11 protein-coding genes and 1 pseudogene are annotated in these 25,747 nt (G+C 43.5%); 2 read left to right on the plus strand and 10 right to left on the minus strand.

Going from position 1 to position 25,747, the window contains the following annotated elements; all coding sequences use genetic code 11:
• Positions 1-6 precede the first annotated feature (6 nt).
• The 4 genes from secY2 to NMM13_RS10115 all read right to left on the minus strand — a co-directional run bounded on the left by secY2 (position 7) and on the right by NMM13_RS10115 (position 9,203).
• Positions 7-1,224 (minus strand): accessory Sec system protein translocase subunit SecY2, encoded by a 1,218-nt coding sequence (secY2, locus tag NMM13_RS03220; RefSeq protein WP_070594466.1) that lies wholly within the window; start codon positions 1,222-1,224, stop codon positions 7-9.
• Positions 1,225-1,448: 224 nt separating this feature from the next.
• Entirely contained in the window at positions 1,449-2,453 is a 1,005-nt protein-coding gene (locus NMM13_RS03225) for a sugar transferase (protein ID WP_070594465.1), read from the minus strand.
• A gap of 187 nt (positions 2,454-2,640) precedes the next feature.
• A complete protein-coding gene (locus NMM13_RS03230) occupies positions 2,641-8,616 on the minus strand; it encodes an accessory Sec-dependent serine-rich glycoprotein adhesin (RefSeq protein WP_254727598.1) in 5,976 nt (1,991 codons plus the stop codon).
• Positions 8,617-8,813: 197 nt separating this feature from the next.
• Complete coding sequence (locus NMM13_RS10115; protein WP_254727635.1) at positions 8,814-9,203, minus strand: LPXTG cell wall anchor domain-containing protein; 390 nt, start codon at positions 9,201-9,203, stop codon at positions 8,814-8,816.
• Between the two features lie 458 nt (positions 9,204-9,661).
• Between NMM13_RS10115 and NMM13_RS03240 the strand changes: the two genes are divergently transcribed.
• Complete coding sequence (locus NMM13_RS03240; protein WP_254734690.1) at positions 9,662-9,865, plus strand: hypothetical protein; 204 nt, start codon at positions 9,662-9,664, stop codon at positions 9,863-9,865.
• A gap of 227 nt (positions 9,866-10,092) precedes the next feature.
• A complete protein-coding gene (locus tag NMM13_RS10085) occupies positions 10,093-11,754 on the plus strand; it encodes a hypothetical protein (RefSeq protein WP_302850475.1) in 1,662 nt (553 codons plus the stop codon).
• A gap of 317 nt (positions 11,755-12,071) precedes the next feature.
• On the opposite strand, the pseudogene NMM13_RS10120 reads toward NMM13_RS10085, so the two are convergent.
• The 6 genes and pseudogenes from NMM13_RS10120 to NMM13_RS03275 all read right to left on the minus strand — a co-directional run.
• A pseudogene (locus NMM13_RS10120) lies at positions 12,072-13,451 on the minus strand (KxYKxGKxW signal peptide domain-containing protein); the annotation flags it as partial.
• Positions 13,452-13,633: 182 nt separating this feature from the next.
• Positions 13,634-20,053, minus strand: coding sequence for an accessory Sec-dependent serine-rich glycoprotein adhesin (locus NMM13_RS03255; RefSeq protein ID WP_302850456.1), 6,420 nt, complete (start codon positions 20,051-20,053; stop codon positions 13,634-13,636).
• 237 nt (positions 20,054-20,290) lie between these two features.
• Entirely contained in the window at positions 20,291-21,748 is a 1,458-nt protein-coding gene (gene gltX / locus NMM13_RS03260) for a glutamate--tRNA ligase (protein ID WP_254728739.1), read from the minus strand.
• A gap of 434 nt (positions 21,749-22,182) precedes the next feature.
• Positions 22,183-22,965, minus strand: a complete 783-nt coding sequence (locus NMM13_RS03265; RefSeq protein ID WP_049482651.1) for an alpha/beta hydrolase family protein — start codon at positions 22,963-22,965, stop codon at positions 22,183-22,185.
• 70 nt (positions 22,966-23,035) lie between these two features.
• Positions 23,036-24,697: a ribonuclease J gene (locus NMM13_RS03270; RefSeq protein ID WP_003008950.1), complete on the minus strand. Its 1,662-nt coding sequence runs from the start codon at positions 24,695-24,697 to the stop codon at positions 23,036-23,038.
• Positions 24,698-24,900: 203 nt separating this feature from the next.
• On the minus strand, positions 24,901-25,443 hold the full coding sequence (locus tag NMM13_RS03275) for a hypothetical protein (RefSeq protein WP_254728741.1): 543 nt from the start codon (positions 25,441-25,443) through the stop codon (positions 24,901-24,903).
• Positions 25,444-25,747: the final 304 nt, after the last annotated feature.

A 25,747-nucleotide genomic window follows, 5' to 3' on the forward strand; every position in this document is an offset into this window, starting at 1 on the left:
TTACTCCTAGAATATTCTTGTATAACGTTGATTGACACGAAGGGCACGAATTTCTTCTCGGATATTGTAAATCATCCCGACAAACATGAGGAAGGTTCCTGGAATCATGGTCAAGCGCAAAAGATCTTTATCCCATAACAAGAGGGAAAAAGGAAGCGCCGTAAAGAGGATCAGATACAAGGTCCCAAAAACCGTCAAGCGTAGCACAATTTTATTGATATATCGACGTGTATCTGCTCCAGGATAGACATGATCGATATACTCGGACGCCTTCATCATCTTATCTGCAATTTCTTCTCCGTTCACATTGACAAAGGCGAAAGCAAAAGAGAGAAGGGCGATCATCAGAATGTAAAGAAGGATCCAAATCGGATCTCCCATCACCAAGTGTTTGGCTAAACGAGCAGCCCACTTGGCATTGGAATCCATAGACAAGATCAAGAGCATGGCATACTGAGGAATGGACACCAAGGTCATGGCGTACATAAAGGGCATCCCTCCTGCTGGGTTGAGCTTGATATCCAAAAAAGTATAACTTTTCAAGTTGTTGTGGATCCCTAATTTATTGACAGGAATCTGGTACTTGGAATATTCCACCAAGACTGCCACATAGACAAAAATCAAGATAAAAATCACGCCCAGAACATAAGCGATCTCTGGGATATTATTGACACTTGAAAGGGTCTGCATCACATCTTCTGGCAGGTACATAACCATCCCAGCCATCATGATCACAACAGAACTTCCAAGGCCCAAAGCGGCATTTAGATCGGAGAGCCAAACTAAAAAGAAGGCTCCGGCTACCATAATCATGGTATTGACCGCAATGACAAGTCCGGGGTTCAACCCTGTCTTCAAAGGGAGATACATGGCCACTGCCAAAGACTGGACGATGGCGAGCGCCAAGGTCACGTACATCTTTCGCCGCTCCACTATCTCCGTGCTGGTTTTTTCGAGGTTAAAGCGTTTTGAAACGGTAAACATCCGCCACAAAATCATGGAAGACATCCATGGGGATAGACCGATCGAAAAGATCGACATCCCGCGGAGATTTCCCCCCATCACAGCGCTTGAGAGCTGCAAGCCCGTTGTCGTTCCCTCATTGAGTCTCAAGGCCTTTGATAAGTCAACAAAAGGCAGGGAAATTTTACTTCCCAAAACATAAATAAAGACGAAAAATATCGTCCAACAAAATCTCTTTCCTACTTCAGATCGTTTTAACATTTCTTTTAAACTTTCTCTTACTCATTTTGACTCTTCCACCAGGGAAACAGCCTTTAAATATGTGCCTTTAGAGCATTTTATCTCAACTTATTTTACCATAATTTGCGACTTTTCCAAACTCATTTGTCACTAATATTTGGTAATATTTCAAATTCCCCATTTGGTACCGTATTCAACAAAAAATCCTTCAGATGTTTATCTGAAGAATCTGGTTTACTTGGACATTATTCTCCTAAAGCCATGATGGTATCGACGAATAATTTCTTTGTAAAATAGCCATTGCGGATCAAATAAGAAGTATAGTGAGCCTTTTGGACCATTTGGGCATACGCTTCTTCTGTGCAGTCTTGAACCAGACGATTAGCTTCTTCAAGACTGGATGCTACAAAGCCAAGCCCTTTTTCTCGAATATAGTCTGCATTTGACAAATAGTCTGGCACGACTACCGGAAGACCTGCGGATAAGTAAGTCGATAATTTGTAGGAAATATTTTCTTTGTAGTAATCTCGCTCATCCTCGGGGTTCTCTGAATTTCCCCAGACCAGCCCAAACCCCCCCTTAGAAAGCTCCAAAAGCAACTCTTGCTTAGTTCGCCACCCTTCAATATGGACCTTGGAATAATCAACTCCTTCAACTGGTTCGGTATAAACATGAAGGGGTGTATCATATTTCCAGTCGATGATATGTGGGAAACGTGAAGGATTTCCTGAGAAGATCAGTTTTTTCTCAAATTGCGGAGTATAGAGGTCCAAACTATGGGTCAAATCCCACAACTTTTGGACCACATATTTTTTCACTGTGAGTCCTTCTGATACTAGACGATGGTACATTTGCTCTGACGGAACAACGACCAGATCACTCTGATTGTACATGTCGATATAGTTGGGCATTAGGTAATAATTGCTCTCAAACATGAGTGGTGGAACATCATGGATAAACATGACCAGCTTGGTTTGAAGGAGTTTTAACTTATCAACCAAACGGCGGTCCCACTCAATTCCATTCCAAGAAGGAGATTGAACGAAGACAATATCCCCAAAAGCAACGCCTGCTAAAATCCCATCCATCCGCGAATTCAATTCGCTAGCTGGTTCGTTGCTATGATCATAAAAGTAGATCCCTAATTCATTAACCCCAAGTTCACGAACGACATTCATGATATCGTTTTGTGCCATCAGGGCAACACTTTTCGAAGATTGCCCAAATAAATTTGTAAAATGAATTTTCATCTCTTTCCTCTGACTCTTCTTTTTTAATCCCATATTTTCTGAAGATATGAAGGCAAACAGAGCTTTTCACAAAGTAACCTTTTTCATATCCCTCAACGAAAACTTCCTCATTCATTATAACATATTTCCCAACTTCTTAGACATTCGAGATCAATAAAAGACCGGTTCATTCCGGTCTTTTAAGGTTTTATTTGCCATCTTTTTTCCGAATTCCTAAAAGGGCTAATCCAGACAGAAGAATGGAAGCTCCTGTAGCAAGAATATTAGATGAAGGATGGGCACCTGTCTCTGGAAGAGCAGGTCCTGAAGAGTGCGCCGCAGTTAGTGAGCTTGTGTCTGATGGAGATTCTGAGTAAGAGGTGCCAAACGAAGACACGACAGACTCCGAAGAACTTGTCACAGCAGAGAAACTTGACGCATAAGACACACTGATCCATTCAGAAATTTCCTGCGATAAGGATTGACTCTCTGTCGATGATGCGCTTATAGAATCTGAAATACTCGTCAAAGGAAATTCAGATACTGGCATGGACGTTGAAGCCGATTCGCTTGAAGAAAGGAGTGAAGCTGATTGGCTTGCTGAGATCGATTCTTGAGCCAATGAATTCGATTCACTTGCCGAAACGGACTCTTGGACCAGTGATTCTGATTGACTCGCAGAAACGGACGCTTGTACCAAGGATTCTGATTGGCTAGACGATATAGATGCCTGAACCAACGAGTCGGATTGACTCGCGGAAACTGATTCTTGAATCAGCGAGTCTGACTGACTGGCAGATACGGATTCCTGAACCAATGACTCGGACTGACTTGCGGAAACCGACGCTTGAACCAAGGAATCAGATTGACTAGCTGATACGGATTCTTTGAGCAACGAATCGGATTGGCTAGCCGATACAGATGCCTGAACCAGTGATTCTGACTGACTCGCGGAAACTGACTCTTGGACCAACGACTCTGATTGACTCGCTGAAACGGATTCCTGAAGCAACGAGTCTGACTGGCTGGCGAAAACTGACTCTTGTACCAGCGACTCTGATTGACTGGTAGATACAGATTCCTGAACCAATGACTCGGATTGGCTAGCCGAAACGGACTCTTGTACCAGCGATTCAGATTGACTAGCTGAAACGGAGTCCTGAACCAAGGATTCTGATTGGCTTGCCGATACCGATACTTGAGCCAACAAGTCTGATTGGCTGGCAGAAACTGATTCTTGTACCAGCGACTCTGATTGACTGGCTGAAATCGACCCTTGAACTAGCGAATCGGATTGACTCGCTGAAACGGAGTCCTGAATCAACGATTCGGACTGACTAGTAGAAACGGAGTCCTGAATCAACGATTCGGACTGACTAGTAGAAACGGACGCTTGAACCAAAGACTCGGATTGACTAGTTGAGATCGACTCTTGGATTAGCGATTCTGATTCACTTGCTGAAACGGATGCTTGGGCCAAGGAGTCGGATTGAATTGCCGAAACGGATTCTTGTACTAACGAGTCTGATTGACTAGCTGAAATCGACTCTTGAACTAGCGATTCTGATTGGCTGGTCAATACAGATGCTTGAACCAACGAATCCGATTGGCTAGCAGATACTGAGGCTTGAACCTGCGACTCTGATTGACTGGCCGATACAGACTCCTGAACCAATGATTCCGATTCACTCGCAGAAACTGACTCTCGCACCAACGATTCTGATTGACTCAATGATGTTGATTGCAAATCAGTCGATACTTGCGATTCCGACTGACTCATTGAATCAGAACGAGAAAAGGACATAGATTCTGTAATTTGAGACTTAGATTCGATATCAGAAGTAGATTGCGATTGACTTTCGGAAACTGACTCTTGAACTAGCGAATCGGATTGACTCGCGGAAACTGATGCTTGAATCAGCGAGTCTGACTGACTGACAGATACGGATTCCTGAACCAATGACTCGGACTGACTTGCGGAAACCGACGCTTGAACCAAGGAATCAGATTGACTAGCTGATACGGATTCTTTGAGCAACGAATCGGATTGGCTAGCCGATACAGATGCCTGAACCAGCGAGTCTGATTGACTCGCAGAAACGGACGCTTGTACCAAGGATTCTGATTGGCTAGACGATATAGATGCCTGAACCAACGAGTCGGATTGACTCGCGGAAACTGATTCTTGAATCAGCGAGTCTGACTGACTGGCAGATACGGATTCCTGAACCAATGACTCGGACTGACTGGTTGAAACAGACGATTGAGCCAAAGAATCTGATTGGCTTGCTGAGATCGATTCTTGAGCCAATGAATTCGATTCACTTGCCGAAACTGACTCTTGAACTAGTGAATCTGATTGACTCGCAGAAACTGACGATTGAACCAACGAGTCTGATTGACTGACGGAGACTGAGGCTTTAACCAGTGACTCTGATTGGCTGGCGGAGACTGAGGCTCGAACCAAGGAATCTGATTGACTTGCTGATACCGATGCCTGAACCAAAGACTCTGATTCACTAGCGGAAACTGATTCTTGTACTAACGAGTCTGACTGACTTGCAGAAACTGATTCTTGAACCTGCGAATCGGATTGGCTCGCAGAAACGGACTCTCGAATCAACGAGGCTGATTGACTGACGGAGACTGAGGCTTTAACCAGTGACTCTGATTGGCTGGCTGAAACCGAATCTTGAACTTGCGACTCGGATTGACTCGTAGAAACTGATGCTTGTACCAACGAGGCTGATTGGCTAGCCGATACGGATTCCTGAACCAATGACTCTGACTGACTCAACGAAACGGATTCTGACAGCTTTTTGCTCATCGAAATAGATTGTGACAAGGAAATCAGTTGAGAAACCACTTCCTCCGATCCAACCGCCGATGTTGACTGCGATTGAGACACAGAAATTGATCTAGATGCTAAATTAGATAAGGATACCGACTGACTCAACGAAACAGATTTCGAGGCTTTTTCAGACTCACTCTTAGATGCTGATGCTGCTTTTGATTGTGAGTCTGATTGACTGGCGGATACAGATTCTTTAATCAGCGACTCTGAATGGCTGGCCGATACAGATGCCTGAACCAGCGAGTCTGATTGACTGGCGGATACAGATTCTTTAATCAAGGACTCTGACTGACTTGCGGAAACCGATTCCTGAAGCAACGATTCAGACTGACTGGCAGATACGGATTCTTGAACCAAGGAATCGGATTGACTAGCTGATACAGATTCTTGAATCAAGGAATCGGATTGACTAGCAGAAACGGACGATTGAACCAACGACTCCGACTGGCTGGCTGAAACTGATGCCTGAACCAACGAGTCTGATTGACTGACGGATACTGATTCTTTAACCAGCGACTCTGATTGACTAGCTGAGACTGATGCCTGAATCAATGACTCTGACCGACTTGCAGAAATCGAGGCTTGAACCAAGGATTCTGATTGACTTGCTGAAACCGAGGCTTGAACCAAGGATTCTGATTGACTTGCGGATACAGATTCTTTAATCAAGGACTCGGACTGGCTGGCCGATACAGATGCTTGAACCTGCGAGTCTGACTGACTGGCTGAAACGGATTCCTGAACCAACGACTCTGATTGACTGGCGGAAACCGACTCTTGAACTAGCGACTCCGATTGACTTGCTGAAACCGACTCTTGAACTAGCGACTCCGATTGACTTGCTGAAACGGAGGCTTGAACCAAGGAATCCGATTGACTCGCTGAAACTGACTCTTGAATCAACGACTCTGACTGACTTGTGGAGATCGATTCTTGAACCAACGAGTTGGATTCACTTGTCGAGACAGATTGTGACAAGGAAATCGAATCTGAAACTAGGGATGCCGACGTTGAAGTCGAGAAACTTTGAGACTGTGATGCAGATTCTGACGACGTCATTTTCCGATAATAATAGTTCACGCTCGTCAGTGGATTTGAAACCACCATTTTTTGAATGGTTTGTTTAAAGTTAGAAAAGCCTTCTGCTCCTTGAGGTGTCGCATCTTTCCCAACAATCATAGTCTGATTGTTACCGAGAAAAGCTGATTTTGGAAGCTCTGTGAATGGTTTTGGAACCGTGTATTCTTTCCCTGTATTTTCATCAGTATAGGTGACAGTTTCCTTAGCCGAAAACCATCCGGTAATCTCTAACTCAAAATGACGATCATCCACCCGTTTTGGCGTAACATTCAAGAAATAATCTTTGTTCTTACTTTCAACTTTATTCGTTCCACCTAAATCAGAAAGGGCATCTGAAACATCTTGTTTAAACTCTTTTTCATAAACAAGGGTATACTTATCAAATACCGCCTCATTCCCGACATCGAGATTCGAAACGTTATAGACTTTGGAAGGATCCAGAACGTAGTAACGAAGGATGTAGTCACCGTTTTGACTGGTTGTAACAACTTCACTTCTTATAAAATGCTCACGCGCATTTCCATATAATTCCACTCGGCGTGTGCCAACCGTACTATTGTCAAAGATCCCAGTTGTTGCTTTTTGAGCCGAGTTCACTACCGGAACCTTGACATATCCTGCAATATCACGAGCATTGGAGGCCGTATAATGCTGACCTTCAATCCCGTATTGGGTATACTCTGCTAAGACTTCTTCCTTCCCAGTTGGCGTGTATTCTCCATCGACCCATTTGCCTGCTGGATCTACCACTTTGTAGAAAGTCGACTGGTGCCCCCACATAGATGGAACCTTGATTTCAGCTCTCGAAGTCAATAGTTCCCCTTGTTTCGAAGGGTTCATTACATCATATACATCACGTACAAGGAAACTTGTCTCAGGACTAGCGTAGGTACCTAGATAAACATTCCCAGGTTTCCCATCATCAGCCTTACTATAGGCAAACATATTCCCCAAAGGAGCTTTCTTAATCAACACTTCGTTAGGTAGTTGGAACTGCGTGCCCCCAATGACATTTGCAGAGAAGGTTTGAGAGAAAATCTCAGAACCATCTGATTTTTTTACAATACGGAAATATACATCATTTCCCACATGGGTATTCGGATCGGTATCGGTACGATTGACAGACAAGGTCGCATAATAGCCGAGTGATTCTCCTGTTTTATTAACAAAATCCCAAATCCCAAAGGTATAGCGAGTCGCATCCGTATCCTTCTTATAAGCAGCAATTTCTTCAGGTGTTTGGTTAACATAGCGCTTATCGATATGAGGATCTTTGGCAACATCTGTAGCTGTTAGAGGGGCATCTTCAACACTAGCACCGTTGCGATCATCCATGTTTGGTGTAATCTCTAGATCTTTGCTACTACTCTTAGCCACCTCAGCAATGGGAGCCAACTGAGCAGAGATCGCAGGTTTCCCATCTACATTTGTATTTCCCACAAAACCTGCAGCTGTCAAGGTCGTCATCATCTCATCGACAGCTTTCTCCAAGCGATCGCGCTGGTCAGCATAAGCTTGAGCGCTGGCATTGGTGTGGATCAAGTTATTGCTTGCAGTCACTTCGGCCTGCACTTTGTTAATGACCGCTTGAACCACTGCTCGGCGATCGGTGTCCGTCATTTTAGATGCGTAATTCCCTGCAATTTCTTGAAGCAATTCAGCTTCAGAGGTATTTTGCTCCAAAACAGTGGCTTCTTCTAAACTAGTCGGCTCCTCAACAACCACCTCTGACTCTAAAGCTTGAGCAGACTCGCTAACTGCCGTTGATAATGCAGTTGATCCAACTTCGCTCAAGGACAAAGAAGCGGATTCACTGATTGAAGCAGATGCACTCACAGATGTAGAAAGGCTGGTTGATCCTGAAACAGAGCTGGATTCTGAAGACTGGGTAGAGGTATTTCCTAAGACCACACTATCTACTTCTGCCAAGGTCTCCTGTTTTGTCTCGGAAACCGTTGGTGCAAGTGATGTTGCATCCTCCGCCTTAGCAGTCGTAGCAAGTACAGCACCACCAAATACAGTCCCTACCGTAATCAAACCTTTTAAGAAGGCTTGGTTATGCTTTTGACTTTCTATTTGATCTTGCTGTACGTTGGCAATGATGGTCTCCTCCACTTGCCCACGCACCACGCGAAAGAGGCCTAGAGCAGCCGTTGATGCCCGAAGCCAATTTTTTCCTGATTTAATTAATTTGAAGCGTACGACACGATCTGTTTCACGAAAGTTTCCTTTTGAACGCTTAAATTGCATGATATTCCCCTTACATTGTAGTCATTATTAATTATACAGGAATACTACGTAGATTCAAGTAATTTGCTACAAAAAACTTCTATATTATTGTTTAATTTTCAAATTTTTTTGTAACACATTAAAAATACTTCATTCTACTAGTAAAAAAGTGAATCTCCTATGAGATTCACTCGAAAAAAATGATATTTCCAACTAGATCAGTTACCCTTCTTTTTACGTCGGGTAAGTCCAGCAATTCCAGCTAACCCTGTAACTAGCCCAAGAAGAGCTGATGTTACAGATCCTGATTCGCCAGTATTCGGAAGCACCACAGATTGGCTGTGTTTTTGTGATCCACTTGCTGATTCTGATGCAGACAATGACTCTGAATGAGAAATTAATTGGCTCATTGAGTTAGAGTATGAACCGCTAGCTGATGTTACAGATCCTGATTCGCCAGTATTCGGAAGCACCACAGATTGGCTGTGTTTTTGTGATCCACTTGCTGATTCTGATGCAGACAATGACTCTGAATGAGAAATTAATTGGCTCATTGAGTTAGAGTATGAACCGCTAGCAGATGTTGCTCCTGATTGTGATTGACTCACTGAAACTGAAGTACTTACTGATGTTGAAGTTGATTCAGGGACAGAGGTACTCAATGATGCTGACTCAGATGCAGAGACTGATGTCGAAACTGAAAGCGAGGTAGAGACTGACTGGCTTTCTGATACTGAACTGCTCAACGATGCTGACAATGATTCGGAGGTCGAGATTGATTCAGATGTTGAGACTGATTCTGAGGTAGACGCTGACACAGACGTTGATACTGATTCCGACGCTGATACTGACTCTGAGGTTGAAACTGACTCAGATGTAGATGCCGACTCTGAAGTAGAAACTGATTCAGACGTTGAAACTGACTCTGACGTTGATGCTGATTCTGATTTTGACGCTGACTCGGACGCAGAGGCTGATTCTGAGGTTGAGACTGATTCGGACGTCGAAACAGATCCTGAGGTTGAAATCGACTCTGATGCAGACACTGATTCGGAGGCTGATTCTGATGTTGAAACTGACTCAGACGCCGATACTGATTCAGATGTTGAAACTGACTCTGAGGCTGACAATGATTCGGATGTTGATTCAGACTCGGATGTCGAAACTGATTCTGAAGTTGAAACCGACTCAGACGTCGATGCCGACTCGGATGCCGAGACTGATTCAGAGGTTGATGCTGATTCAGATACAGAAACCGATTCGGACGTAGACAATGATTCAGACGTTGATGCTGACTCAGATACTGACGCTGACTCAGATGTAGATGCCGACTCATATGTAGATACTGACTCTGATGTCGAGACTGACTCGGAAATCGACACCGATTCAGAGGTAGACACTGATTCTGATGCAGATATCGATTCAGAGGTTGAGACTGATTCTGATGTAGATACAAACTCAGACGTCGATACCGATTCAGAGGCTGAAACTGACTCAGTGGTTGACGCTGACTCAGATGCAGATGCTGATTCTGATGTTGATGCTGACTCGGATGTTGATGCCGATTCAGAGGTTGAGACCGACTCGGATGCAGAAACTGATTCGGATGTTGACACCGATTCAGATGTTGAAACTGACTCTGACGCGGACAATGACTCGGATGTCGATACTGATTCTGATGTCGACGCTGACTCAGATGCAGACACTGATTCAGATGTTGAAACTGATTCAGATATTAATACTGACTCGGATGTTGAAACTGATTCGGACGTCGATACTGACTCAGACGCCGATACCGATTCAGAGGTTGAGACTGATTCAGAAGCAGATGCTGATTCTGACGTCGAAACTGATTCGGATGATGACAATGATTTGGAAGTAGACACTAATTCAGACGCAGAAGCTGATTCGGATGTTGATACTGATTCAGACGCTGATACCGACTCAGACGTTGAGACTGATTCGGATGCCGATACTGACTCGGACGCTGAGACCGATTCAGAAGTTGACGCTGACTCAGACGTTGAAACTGATTCTGATGTAGACGCAGATTCGGACGTTGAAACTGAATCAGACGCTGAGACTGATTCAGAGGTTGATGCTGACTCAGATGTAGATACTGATTCAGAGGCTGATGCTGACTCAGACGCTGACAATGACTCTGATGCAGACACTGATTCGGATGTCGATGCTGATTCAGATGCAGACACTGATTCAGATGTAGATACAGATTCTGAGGCTGATACTGATTCAGAAATAGACACCGATTCAGATACAGAAACCGATTCGGACGTTGACACTGATTCAGACGCTGAGACCGACTCAGACGTTGAGACTGATTCGGACGTTGACACTGATTCAGATACAGAAACCGATTCGAACGCAGATACTGATTCAGAGACTGAAACTGACTCAGACGCAGAAGCTGATTCAGATGCAGAGGCTGACGCTGATTCAGATGTAGAAACCGACTCAGACGTCGATACCGATTCAGAGACTGAAACTGACTCTGATGTCGAGACTGATTCGGACATTGACACTGATTCCGACTCTGAAACTGACTCAGACGCTGACGCTGACTCAGACGTTGAAATCGACTCGGATGTAGATGCCGACTCGGATGTCGAAACTGACACTGAAGTAGAGACTGATTCCGATGTTGACGCTGACTCAGACGCTGACAATGACTCAGATGTCGAGATTGATTCAGACGTTGATACTGACTCGGATGTTGAGACTGACTCAGACACTGAGACTGACTCTGATATTGATGCCGATTCTGATGTTGAGACTGATTCGGACGTAGAGACGGACTCAGACATCGATACTGACTCTGACTCTGATTCAGACGCAGACTCTGATTCAGACGTTGAGACTGTTTCGGATACTGACTCGGATACCGATTCAGATGCAGATTCTGATTCGGATGCAGACACTGACTCTGATGTTGAGACTGATTCAGAAATGAATGCCGATTCGGATAGCGATACCGATTCTGACACTCGTTCACTCTCCGAAACTGAGGTAGAGACTGTTACAGACTCACTAGTGCTGGCTGATACCGAAGCTGATACAAGAGTACTCTTTGAAGCAAGCTCTAATGCACGAACAGATTCGAATCGACTTGTCGAAATAGACTCTGAATTCGATACAGATTGACTATATTCTGTTGAGTCCATCGTTACCGCAACCAAATTACTTGCATCCGAATAAACCGGATGATCACCGTAGAAGATGAGAGCTTTTGCATTCACTCCACCTGACTGCAAGGGCACTGTAGGCACTACCATCACCTGACCAGAAGCATCGGCTACTGCTCTTCCAACTTCTTCGTCATTGTTATACAAAACGACTGTCGACCCAGGATTGGCACCTGTCACTGTTACAGGTGTCTGGGTATTCGCTTTCTCCAATAGTCGCGTCGTAACTGTAGGTACTGGAAGGTGCTTGACAGGGACAGTCACATCATTTGAAGTGTTATCTTTATAAGTAATAGTCACTACACCTGACGCTGAGACAGAATACTCCTTGAAGTCCTTCGAGCTCACAATTTGGGGATTAGAGGTCTTGAACGCTTCCCAGATCCTATCTTTCTCAACCTCTACTAGATTGCTAGTATCGTTGACATAGAGCTCGGTCGCTACATCTCTAATCGGGTTACGAATGCCGTCATTTTGGGGTAAAACTTTAATTCGGAAAGAGCGATCAATAAACTGATTGTTCGAATTGGTAAAACGAACTGTAATCGTATAAGTCTTTCCGGGTTCTACGACCTCATTTCCTCCAACTTTCCCTTCGATCAACATAGGTGCGAACGGAGATTTCAGAGTCGCATTGGGAACTAAAACGCCTTCAACGCGCTCACTATTTGGAGCATATCCCATATAGGTCAAGATGACCCCACCACTTCGCTCTCTTACAATGTACTGTAGCTTAACAGGGTCTGAATTGTAAGCTGTAATCAAATAATTATTCGCAGGTCCACTCATGAAAAACGGCGCACGAAAACGATTCTCTGCATCTAACGAATCGCCCGTGCGCGGATCTCGTTGACCCGAAGTAGCACGGAGCACCGCATTGGCTAAGCGATTCCGAGCACTCTTTGCTTGGCTTTCAACAGCTTCAATTTGAATCGCTGGATTGGACAAACCGCTTCGAATCGCTTCTAAAGACAAATCTCCACTCTCAATCGCAGCTTCCGTTCCAGGTATCTCCAAAGCCTGCGCACGATAGGTGTATAAATCCAAAGCCAAAGCTTGCAGACGTTTTACGTCTTCCTCTGAGCGAGTGGTTTGATTCTTGTTTACTTTCTCACTGATTTCAGGATCCTGTTCAGAAGCTAACAGACTGTCTACATGACTAACTGAACCACTTGTAACATAGGATTCGCTCAAAGAAACCGACTGTGATAAAGAACTGCTTTTTGAAACAGACTGACGACCTGACTCCGTATGTGATAGGGATTCACTGACAGACCGGTTCATTGATCCAGAATCTGTAGCAGATGTCGTCCCCAAAACAAAACTGTCCTGACCAACCACACCTGTTGTTGGAATGATTTCAGATTCGAGAAACGAACTCACCTCATTTTCCTCTGCCAACACAGGTGTAGCAATTGTAGTTGCTCCAGCAAGAGCCCCCAACACAAGGATCCCTTTAGAAATCGGAGCAGGAACTGGATCAGCAAAAGTTTCGAAAGGTCTCACGATTTTATCAGTCGCATCACCACGAGAGATACGAAAAAACCCTAGTTGCGAGATAGATGCCCGCATCCAAGTTTTTCCTGACTTGATTAATTTAAATCGTGTGATTCGTTCCGTTTCACGAAACTCACCCTTCGAACGTTTAAAAAACATTTCCTCTCCTCAAAAATAAGATATCGAGTTATTATACACTAATTTTCCCCAAAAAGTAACTAATTAAGACTAGTTTTTAACATAAAATACAGCACACAAAAAGAGAACCCGGAGGTTCTCTTTTTGGATCCTTTTTCATTTCCCACATACCTGAAATGACCGAATCAAATTAGGACAGAAGATTATTTTTCATCTTCTTTTTTGCGGCTTCCAAGTGCTGCAACCCCTGCAACCCCTGCAACTGCTCCAAGAAGAGCTGAAGCTACAGATCCTGTTTCACCAGTATTTGGAAGTTGTTCAAGAGCTGGAGCTGGTTTAGCTGGTTGCTCAGGAACTGGGTTCACTGGTGTATTAGGTGTTGGATCTACCGGAGTATTTGGTGTTGGAGTTGGTGGCACTGGAGTATTTGGTGTTGGAGTTGGTGGCACTGGAGTGTTTGGTGTTGGAGTTGGTGGCACTGGAGTGTTTGGTGTTGGAACGTTTGGAGTCTTCACAAGTTTGTAAACATAAGTAACGTTCTTATCACCTTCGATAACTTTACCAGTTGTTGGGTCAGTTGTTGTTAAGTGACCTTCACCGTCAACGTTACCTACTGGGTAGTTACCTTGTGGTACCAATTCATAGACTTTACCATCTGCAGTTGTGATTGTCTTAGGACGGTTATCCACAACTGTATCGTAGTCTTTACCTACTGGTTGGTCTTTTTCATCCACTACTGAAGTCTTGATAGTGTTACCATTTTCATCTACATAGTGAACGTATACATTACCCTTAGGTTGTACAGGTTCTTCGACAAGTTTGTAGATGTAAGTAACGTCTTTACGTCCTTCAACCACTTTACCAGTTGTTGGGTCTGTTGATTCAAGGTGACCTTGAGTATCTACTTTACCAACTGTGTAGTTTCCGACTGGTACGATTTCGTAAGTTTTACCTTCGAATCTAATGTACTGTGGACGGTTGTCTTCAACAGTGTTGTAGTCTTTACCTACTGGTTGGTCTAACTCATCTGTTACTGATTCTTTAATGGTGTTACCTTCAGTATCTTTGTAGTGTACGTATACGCTACCCTTAGGTTGAGTTGGTTCTTCCTTCACTTCTTTGTAAACGTAAGTGATGATTGAACGTGGTTTATCAACTTTACCTTTAATTGGATCAGATGATTCTAAGTGTCCATCGCCATCAACTTTACCTACTGGGTAGTCACCTTTCGGTACGATCTTGTAAGTCTTACCGTCTGGAGTCTTGATAGTATTAGGTTTTTCACCTTCCTCAGTTGTGTTATATGGTGTGTCATATGGTGAGTTTGGTGTGTCTTGACGAGGTTTTTGAATTTCTTTACCATTTTCGTCTACGTAAGTGATGATGACGTCACCTTCTTTAGGTTTCGTTGGATCTTCTTTCAATTTGTAGACGTAAGTGACGTTCGTATCATCTTCAGCAACTTTACCAGTTGTAGCATCTGATGACTTAAGGTGACCTTGTTCGTCGACTTGACCTACTGGGTAGTTACCAGCTGGTACCAATTCGTATGTCTTACCTTGGAACTCGATCGTGCTTGGACGGTTGTCTACTACTGTATCGTAGTCCTTATCAACTGGTTGATCTTTTTCGTCAGTTACTGATTCTTTGATCTTGTTACCATTGACGTCAACATAGTGAACGTATACGTTACCCTTCACTTCTTCATAAACGTAAGTGATAGTTGATTTAGGTTTATCAACTTTACCTTTAATTGGATCAGATGATTCCAAGTGTCCATCGCCATCAACTTTACCTACTGGGTAATCACCTTTTGGTACGATCTTGTATGTCTTACCATCTGGAGTCTTGATTGTGTTAGGTTTTTCACCTTCCTCAGTTGTGTTATATGGAGTATCATATGGTGAGTTTGGTGTATCTTGACGAGGATCTTTAATCACTTTACCTTTTGTATCTACATAAGTGATGATTACTTCACCTTGTTTAGGTGTTTCACTTTCAGAATTTGATGAAGAGTTAGATGCTGATTGTGATACAGATGTAGAAAGTGATGTTGAAGCCGATGTACTCAATGATGCTGATTGGCTCGCAGATACTGATGCTGATTCAGATGCTGATGTGCTCAATGACGCTGATTGGCTTGCTGATACTGATGCTGATTCAGACGCTGATGTGCTCAATGACGCTGATTGACTAGCTGATACAGAAGCTGATGCTGAAGCCGATGTGCTCAATGATGCTGATTGGCTTGCTGATACTGATGCTGACTCAGACGCTGATGTACTCAATGATGCTGATTGGCTTGCTGATACAGAAGCTGATGCTGATGCCGATGTGCTCAATGATGCTGATTGACTTGCTGATACGCTTGCTGACTCAGATGCTGATGCGCTCAATGACGCTGATACTGATTCAGATGCTGATGCAGATTCAGATGCTGACACTGAAGCCGATGTGCTCAATGACGCTGATTGGCTTGCTGATACAGAAGCTGATGCTGATGCCGATGTGCTCAATGATGCTGATTGGCTCGCAGATACTGATGCTGATTCAGAAGCTGATGTGCTCAATGACGCTGATTGGCTTGCTGATACTGATGCTGATGCTGAAGCCGATGTGCTCAATGACGCTGATTGGCTTGCTGATACGCTTGCTGACTCAGATGCTGATGCGCTCAATGATGCTGACGCTGACTCAGATGCTGAAACAGATTCAGACGTTGATGTTGATGCTGATTCTGATGCTGACTCAGACGCTGATGTTGATTCAGAAACTGATTGGCTTGTTGAAGCTGATTGTGATTCTGAAATAGATTGCGATGCAGATTCAGATGCAGAAGCTGATTCGCTCAATGATGCTGATTGGCTCGCAGATACTGATGCTGATGCTGACGCTGATGTGCTCAATGATGCTGATTGGCTCGCAGATACTGATGCTGATTCAGATGCCGATGTGCTCAATGATGCTGATTGACTTGCTGATACAGAAGCTGATGCTGATGCCGATGTGCTCAATGATGCTGATTGACTAGCTGATACAGAAGCTGATGCTGAAGCCGATGTGCTCAATGAGGCTGATTGACTTGCTGATACGCTTGCTGATGCTGAAGCCGATGTGCTCAATGAGGCTGATTGGCTTGCTGAAGTTGATGCTGATGCTGAAGCCGATGTACTCAATGAGGCTGATTGACTTGCTGATACGCTTGCTGATTCTTGCGCTGATGTGCTCAACGATGCTGACTCAGATGCCGATACTGACGCTGATTCTGATGCTGATTGGCTTGCTGATTCTTGCGCCGACGTGCTCAACGACGATGACTCAGATGCTGATACCGATGCTGATTCCTGTACTGATTCAGACAATGATGTAGAAGCTTGTTCTGATACAGACTGTGAGTTAGATACAACTTCTGATAATGATTGTGAAGCTGAAGCTGATTCTGATGCTGAATTTGAACCTGAATCTGATTGTGATTCCACTTTCAACTTATAGATATAAGTAACATTCTTCTCACCTGAAGCCACTTTACCAGTTGTATCATCATCACCTGTCCAGTGACCTTGGCTGTCAACTTGACCTACTGGGTAATTACCAGCTTCTACAAGTTCGTAAGTTTTACCTTCAAATTTAATTTCTTTAGGACGATTATCTACTACAGTATCATAATCCTTCTCAAGTGGTTGATCTTGCTCATCAATAACAGATCCCATGATCGTATTTCCGTTAATATCTTTATAATGAACGAAGACACTTCCAACTTCTTCATAAACGTAAGTAATGGTAGATTTTGGTTTGTCAACTTTACCAGTAATAGGATCTGAAGATTTCAAATGACCATTTTCATCAACACCTCCTACTGGGTAATCACCTTTAGGTACAATCTTATATGTCTTACCATCAGTAGTCTTGATGATATTTGGTTTTTCACCTTTTTCTGTTGTATCATATGGTGTATCATATGGTGATTTAGGTGTATCTTGACGAGATTTTTGGATTTCGTTACCTTTCGTATCTACATAAGTGATAACAACTTCACCTTCTTTTGGTGTTTCTTTCAATTTGTAGATATAGGTTACATTCTGATCTTGTTTAGCAACTGAACCTTTAATTGGGTCTGAAGTTGTAAGGTGACCATCTGAGTCAACTTGACCAACAGTATATGTACCTGCCGGTACCAACTCGTAAGTTTTACCATTGTACTCAATTGTATCTGGACGGTTATCTACTACTGTGTCATATGCTTTGTTGATAGGTTGTTTATCTTCATCTGTTACTGAAGCTTTAATCGTTGTTCCTTCAGTATCTTTATAGTGAACGTAAACACTTCCTTTTTCGTCTGACTTAACAAAGTAATAATTTACATCAGTCGATGGTTTAATCGCAGTTGGAATTGAGTAGTTGTTAGAGAATGATACATACCCCTTCAAATTAGAATATGCTTTACCATTTGGTGCTGTAGGATCATTCGAAACAGATCCTTCTGCTTGAATTTCTGGATTTTTACCAGCAATGACATTAAATTGATTATTAGCTGATGATGCTGCTGTAAGAGAACGATCAGGTGCTCCTTTAAATGGACGTGGATAAGTATGCATTGTTCCATCCATTTGTTTATAGGTATCTGTCTCTGTAGTAGAGAACCAACCTGAGATAATTAATGCACGACTTCCAGCAGTTTCATTAACTTCAATATAGTAGTCACCATTTTTGCTGTTTACTCTTGTAACTTTTGTTTCGTCAGCTTCCCAAATTGAGTTAGCTTTATTTACTTTACTTGTATAAACAAGTGTGTACTTAGATACATCTTCAGTACCAATATCTGATGCTGTAAAATTGTTAACTTGTGATGGGTCAAGAGCGTAGAATTTTGTAACAGTTGAACCTTCCGTATCAACGATTTCAGAAATACGTTTCACGTAGTAGTGGTTTGCTCCACCTTGAAGTTCGACCAATTTTTGGCCAACAACACCTTTACCAAGGACACCCGATGTTTTTTGAGTTGTGTCTGTTGTTGCTGGAACTTGTTCATACCCCTCAATATTACGGTTTCCTGAAGCTGTGAATTTTTGACCAGCAAGACCTGTTTGCGTATAGCTTGCAAGATCTGTTTCATTTCCAGTTGGTGTATAAGTTTGTCCTTTTGTGTACTTGCTGCTATCAACAAGTTTATAGTGTGTTGTTTGATCAGCTTTTGCATAAGGAACAGAAGTTTGAATGTTCGGCTTATCTTCACCCTGGTTACCAGGATAGTTGATATCACGAATTTGCAGAGTTTCATATACATGCTGAGGGTTAACCAATGAGAAGGTCACATTCCCTGGATCTGTTCCGTTAGAAGCCGCATAGGTTAAGGTATTTGTTACATCAGAATTGTTGTTTGTGATGTAGCTTGGAAGAGAGATATTGCTTTCTCCAGCATGAATAGTACGAGTGTAAGCTTCTGTACCATCAGACTTCTTCACAATACGCAAGTAAACATCTGGGTTAGCTGAGAGACTACCAGTGATGGCTGAACGGTCTACTGAAAGAGTAGCGTAGTAATCAAAGTTTGTTTTGGCACCAGTTGAATGGTCTGTCTTAAGGAATTGCCATACACCAAAAGTCAAACGTTCAGCATTTGGATCCAAAGCATAACCAGCTTCGTTGAATTCAGGATCTTCAATCGTTGCACCATTTGCATTTGTAATAACTGGTGTAGTATTTACGCTACCAGTAGTGCTTGTTGAGATTGGAGCCAACTGAGCTGAAATTGCTGGAGCACCGTTTACTGTTGTGTTTCCAGTAAATCCTGCTGCAGTCAAGGTTGCCATCATGTCATCTACTGACTTGCTCAAACGTTCGCGTTGGTCTGCGTATGATTGAGCGGATGCATTAGCATTGATCAAGCTGTTGCTTGCTGTCAATTCTGTTTGAACTTTAGCGATGGCAGCATTAAGTGCTGCTTTCTTTTCTGGAGCTGAAACAGTTGCTGAGTAGTCTCCTGCAATCTTGTTCAACAATGCTGCTTCTGAAGTGTTTTGTTCCAAAACAACTTTATCTTCAGATTTCGCTACTGTTGTAGTAGCTTCTACACTTGCTTCAGAGCCAGCTGCTACAGTTGATTCGCTTGAAGCTGCTGAAAGTTCTGCTGAACCTTGTTCGCTCAATGAAGCTGAGTGAGATACAGATACGCTTGTAGAGGTTGAAGCACTTGCAGATGCAGAAGCGCTAGCTGATTCTGTTGTTGACTCAGTTGTTGATTCAGACTGAGATTCAGTTGTTGAAGTTGTACCAAGTACTGTACTTCCTTGTTCTACAAGAGCCTCACTTGAAAGCTCAGATGCAGTCGCAACATCTGATCCTGTCTCATCTGCTTTTGCAGTGTTCGCTACTGTAGCTGCACCAAGAACAGCACCAGCTGCTACGATCCCTTTGAGCAAGCCACGGCTTGTCATTTCTTTCACTGATACTGCGTCTTCACGCACTTCAGCTACAACAGTCTCTTCGACTTGACCACGAATGACTTTCAAAAGACCAAAGTTAGAAGTCGCAGCACGCAACCAGTTTTTACCTGATTTGATCAATTTGAAACGGGTCACACGATCCGTTTCACGGAATTCACCGTTCGAACGTTTAAAAAACATTTCTGTCTCCTTATTACATTTTTTATTTCCCTAACATTATAGACTAATCTGTCGATTTTTGGAAGCAATTATCCTTAATTATTGCTATTTTTTTATAATTTTTGTTTTAGATAGTAATAAAATCGTTTTCAGTAGGATCAATTTGTCAAACCGGGGCAATTTTTTGAAAAAATCCTATAATACTTTTACTTTAGAGGTGAAACAAAAAGCCCCTTTTAATAGGGACTTTTCTGATAATTATCTGATTTTTTCCAACATATTTTCAATATGCTGAATAGATTTTTCACGTCCAAGCAAGTAGATAGTATCTGGCAATTCAGGACCATGCATTTCACCTGAAACGGCAATACGGATTGGCATGAAGAGATTTTTCCCTTTGATACCAGTTTCCTTTTGGACCGCTTTGATTTGTGGGAAGATATTTTCTACCACAAACTCATCGTCTGACATGGCTTCGAGTTTGGCCTTAAAGGCTTCAAGTACAGTCGGAACCGTTTCACCAGCCATGACTTCTCGCTCAGCGTCTGTCAATTCTGGGAAGTCTGAGAAGAAAAGGTCTGTCAATGGAACGATTTCGTCCACTGACTTCATTTGTGGCTTGTAGAGTTCTACAAACTTCTCAGCCTTGTCTGTCAAACGACCTGCTTCTTCGAGGAATGGCTTGGCCATTTCAAAGATAGTCGCAAGATCCGCATTCTTGATATACTCATTGCTCATCCAGTCCATTTTCTTCTGGTCGAAAGCAGCTGGAGACTTGCTGAGACGATGTTCATCAAAGAGCTTGATGAGTTCTTCGCGAGAGAAGATTTCGTCTTCCCCACCAGGGTTCCAACCAAGAAGAGCGATGAAGTTAAAGACTGCTTCTGGAAGGTAGCCCTTCTTACGGTAATCTTCGATAAATTGAAGGGTGTTGGTGTCCCGTTTAGACAACTTCTTACCTGTTTCAGAGTTGATGATCAAAGTCATGTGTCCAAACTCAGGTGCTTCCCATCCAAGAGCTTCATAGACCATGAGCTGTTTTGGGGTGTTGGCAATGTGGTCGTCTCCACGGATGACGTGAGAGATTTGCATGTCGTGGTCATCGATCACAACGGCAAAGTTGTAAGTTGGGTAGCCATCTTTCTTCTGGATGACCCAATCCCCACCGATATTGCCACCTTCAAACTCGATATCGCCTTTGACCATATCATGCCATTTGTAGATACCTGACTCATTGACTGCCAAGCGAACCGTTGGAATCACACCAGCTGCTTCACGTTCTGCGATATAAGCTGCTTTTTCTTCTTCGCTCATGCCAAGGTATTCATTGATATAGCGAGGTGTTTCACCTGCTGCTTCTTGGCGTTCACGTTCCGCTGCCAACTCTTCTTCTGTAACGTAAGATTTATAGGCTTTTCCTTCAGCCAAGAGTTGGTCGATGTATTTTTGATAAAGTGGTAGCCGTTCTGATTGGCGGTAGTTTTCGTGCGTCTCAGGGCTTTCATCCCAGTCCATGCCCAACCAACGAAGGTTTTCAAGCTGGGAACGTTCCCCGTCTTCAACGTGACGTTTGCGGTCCGTATCTTCGATACGGATGATAAAGGTTCCACCATGATGGCGCGCATACAAGTAGTTAAACAATGCTGTACGAGCATTTCCGATGTGTAGTAGTCCAGTTGGACTTGGTGCATAACGCACACGAATATCTTTTGCCATATTTCTCTCCTCTTATCTTGTTCGCTATTTCTAGCTCATTTTTCAATCATTCCTATTATACCACAAAGAAAGCAGGACTGAAATGAATAAGTGGCCTTTCTAGCTTTTCTTCCTATATATAAGAAAAGAGAGTGGGACAGAAATCGGTCATTCGTTAGAATTCGATTTCGTCGTCCCACCTCCGCACAGTTGAGTAGGGCTGTAAAAGTTGATGAAATCAGCGTACTAGAGCCCACTCAACCACTGCGTCTTGCTCGACAATCCAAAAACAATTAAGAGGCTAGGACTTTTGTCCCAGCCTCCATATGATGATTGTTTCAATCTTAATAAATGAACACACCCTAAATGCTATGTGAAAAAGATAAAGTCTCTTGTGAGCATCGCTCCCTGCGACAATTTCCTTTTTTCACTTTGCATTTTACGCCCTTTGTATCTTAACTTAGTCTTTCTTCTAATTCAAAGTCAATTGGTAGGGTTTGTAAAAAGTGCTCCAGCTCACGTTCCCAGTAGAACCATTCGTGCTTGCCTGGGCTGTGGGTATAGGTGACATCCAAGCCTAACTTTTCTAGTTCCTTGACTTCAAAATTATTGGCTTCATAAAGGAAATCCTGCTCCCCACACCAGATCCAGAGCTTGGTCTTCTTATCTGAAAACTTCTTGGCAGCAGTCTCTAGCGAATAGGGACTGGTCGTCCAATCCTCAATCTCTCCAAAAATTCCCTTCCAAAAAGCTGGTTGTTCCAAGTCATTGTTTTCAAAGTCTCTATCGTGAAAACTAAGTGCTCCAGAGAAACTAGCCGCATGAGAGAAACGATTTGTCTTGAGGGCCAAGAGCATCGATCCATAGCCGCCCATGGATAAGCCAGCAATAAAGGTTTTCTCCCGTTTCTTAGTCATATTCGGGAAGAAGCGAGAAAGAGTCTCTGGCAATTCTTTCGCAATGGCCGTGTAGTAGTTGTAGCCATACTGGGTATCTGTGTAAAAGCCATTATTGGTGTTGGGTAGGACCACGATCAGATTGGTATTGCGCAGGATGCGCTCCACATTGGTCCGCTTCAACCAGGAGTGGTGGTTGCCATTCATCCCGTGTAAGAGATAGAGAACCGGAATATCCGTATCCGCTGGATCTTCCACGCGCGATGCATCGGGATAAAGGACGGACACGCCCCACTCCATCTTCAAGGCTTCTGAATAATACTCAATCTGCATAACTGCCATTTGATTTCCTCTTTCTACTGTTAAAAACACTCGGCAAGCCTCTGGCTGCCAAGCGTTTCCATTTCTTCTATTATTTCACTTCCATCACGACTGGTAGGATGGCTGGACGACGTTTGGTTTGTTCAAACAAGAACTTAGACAAGTTGTCGCGTACCAAACCTTTCAATTCCCCCCAGTCAAAGCTGTCTTGTGCCAAATAGTCTTCAACACTTTGGTTGACCAATTCGCAACTTTCACGAAGAATATCCCGACTCTTCTTGACATAGACAAAACCACGGGTGTGCACGCGCGCTTTGGAAATAATTTTCTTCTCTTTGCGATTCACCGTGAGCGCCACGATAAAGATCCCGTCTTCTGACAAGACCTTACGGTCACGAAGGACGATATTGCCCACATCACCAATGGCATTCCCATCGATCATGACATCTCCAGCTGAGACGCTACCGGCAGGGACGAAGTCCCCCTTTTCGTACTCCATCACAGTGCCGCGTTTTGGAATAAAGATATTTTCAGGCAAGATACCGACTTCCATCGCTACTCGTGCATGGGCATCCAATTCGCGGTATTCCCCTTGGATCGGGAAGAGGTATTTAGGACGAAGAAGGTTGATCATCAACTGCAAGTCCCGTGCGTTTCCGTGACCAGACACGCGCAAGCTTGACGTGATCAATTTAACAATGCCACCTGCTTGGTAGATCATGTTTTCCACACGAGCCACCACAGCTTCTTTAGCAATCGATGGTGTTGTGACGACGTAGACCAAGTCCCCATCTTTGATTTCCACATAACGGTGACGGCCAATAGACATCTTGCGCAAACCGTTGATCGGCTCACCCATCCGGCCTGTTTCCAAAATAATCAATTCATGATCCTCGAAACGGCTCATTTCTTTTGGCTTGATCAAGAGTTTTTCGTTGGCAAGAGACAATTTGTTCAAGCGAATAGCTGTGCGGACGATGTTTTCCACATCAAACCCTGTCAAGACCACTCGACGGCCAGTCTCAGCCGCAGCATCAAAGACCTGCTGGATCCGAGAAAGGTTGCTGGCTACCGCCGCTACGATGACACGACCATCCCAGTCTGCAATCGTATCTAAGATGGCATCGCCTACTTCTTGCTCACTGGCAACTTGAATATTACTATCCGCATTAGCCGAATCACTCAAGAGGGCAAGGACACCTTCGCGTCCAATCTCAGCTAGGCGAGCAAAGTCTGTTGCGTACGACTCGCTGGCAGTTTGGTCAAATTTAAAGTCTCCTGTGTAGACGATATTGCCCTCAGGAGTGCCAATCACAATCCCGATACTTTCAGGGATGGAGTGGGTTGTTTGAAAGAAAGAGACGACAGCATCACCAAAATCAATCTCAGAATTCTGATCGATGACATGAAAGTCGTTGAATTTCTTCACACTGTCATTGCTTTTTACAAAGAGTTTAGCTAACTCAATGGTCAACTCGGTCCCGAATACAGGGACTTTCGCTTCCGCCAAAAGATAAGGCAAGGCCCCAATCGCATCTGCGTGACCATGGGTCAAGAAAACACCCGCAATGCGGTCCTTGTTTTCAAATAGATAATCCATGTTGGGGATAACGACATCCACCCCAAGTTGCTCATTTTCTGGATACTTCAAACCTGCATCCAAGACAAAAATTGAATCGTTCACTTCGGCAACGTAGAGATTTTTCCCATTTTCTCGAACACCGCCAAGAGTGACTAATTTAATACTACTCACTGTTGTCTCCTTTAGTGTGATTGTTTTAATACTTACGGTCCTTGGTCGCCCAAGTCGAATTACAGCTTTGCAAATACTTGCATATCCACTCTATTATACAATTTTTTTCTCTTTTTTTCAAAAAGCTTTCCACAGCAAAAAAGTCCTCTCATCTGAAGTAGATGAGAGGGCTTCTAGGCGCCTATTTTTAGGGGGAAAAGACCCTAAAGATGGTAATCTCCCCGTTTATTTTCAATGATCCGCATGGCTGCCTTGATCACATGAAACTTGCTTAACAATTCCTCTAGGCGCTTACTATTTCGTTCGCTCAATTGGCCGTTCTTGACTGCTTGGGACAGGCGATAAAAGTCATCCAAGTCCTCCCCAATGTTTTCAAACAGCTCTCTAGCTTCCTTGAGTCGGTAGCGATTGACTAGGTGGTTTACATCTTCTTTAAAGGAAGCGACATTGCTTTCGTGAATGTCCGTATAAGCTTCCTCTTCTTCCTTAGACTCTTGGTAATTAACCGCCTTAAAGCAAGTGATGAACTCCCGACTTTTGATATTGCAGACAAAGATGACGCCATCACTTGCTACATAGGCTTCTGTGTTGGCGGGTTGATCCACATTACTATCATAAGGAGAGAGGGAGGAGAGGTGTTGGTTGATCCACTTATTCAAGTGCTGATCATCTACGCCAAAGCGCTCAAAAGCTCTTTGCCGAAAATGGTCACGACAACTATATTCTTGCGCATACGACAATCCCATACTCTCACCTCCTCCTGAGTATTTTATAAAAATGGCCTCCAGTCTTACGGGACTAGAGGCCTGGTCTGCTTCACTGACTTGGTGCAATTAACCTTTTGGCTAACAAAACAATGTTTATGATGTTGATTTCATTTAATAGTATTTGTGTAAAATACCAGAGGTTTTCTTTGCTATCCCAAATCCAAATGATTAGTTTTCGACTGGACGCATCGAAGTTTGAAAACCTTTACAAAAAGCTTCTACCTACTATTTCCACGTTTTCTTATGTCTCCGGACAAACTAAGCAGGTTTGCCCGACCGTCCA

It is taken from the genome of Streptococcus sp. CF8_St5-11, assembly GCF_024295625.1.
GTDB lineage: Bacteria > Bacillota > Bacilli > Lactobacillales > Streptococcaceae > Streptococcus.

Coding starts and splice junctions, on each gene's coding strand:
- NMM13_RS03265 (WP_049482651.1), bottom strand. CDS start 22,965: ATGGCAGTTATGCAGATTGAGTATTATTCAGAAGCCTTGAAGATGGAG.
- gltX (WP_254728739.1), bottom strand. CDS start 21,748: ATGGCAAAAGATATTCGTGTGCGTTATGCACCAAGTCCAACTGGACTA.
- NMM13_RS03240 (WP_254734690.1), top strand. CDS start 9,662: ATGTTGAAACTGACTCAGACGCCGATACTGATTCAGATGTTGAAACTG.
- NMM13_RS03255 (WP_302850456.1), bottom strand. CDS start 20,053: ATGTTTTTTAAACGTTCGAACGGTGAATTCCGTGAAACGGATCGTGTG.
- NMM13_RS03225 (WP_070594465.1), bottom strand. CDS start 2,453: ATGAAAATTCATTTTACAAATTTATTTGGGCAATCTTCGAAAAGTGTT.
- secY2 (WP_070594466.1), bottom strand. CDS start 1,224: ATGTTAAAACGATCTGAAGTAGGAAAGAGATTTTGTTGGACGATATTT.
- NMM13_RS03230 (WP_254727598.1), bottom strand. CDS start 8,616: ATGCAATTTAAGCGTTCAAAAGGAAACTTTCGTGAAACAGATCGTGTC.
- NMM13_RS03275 (WP_254728741.1), bottom strand. CDS start 25,443: ATGGGATTGTCGTATGCGCAAGAATATAGTTGTCGTGACCATTTTCGG.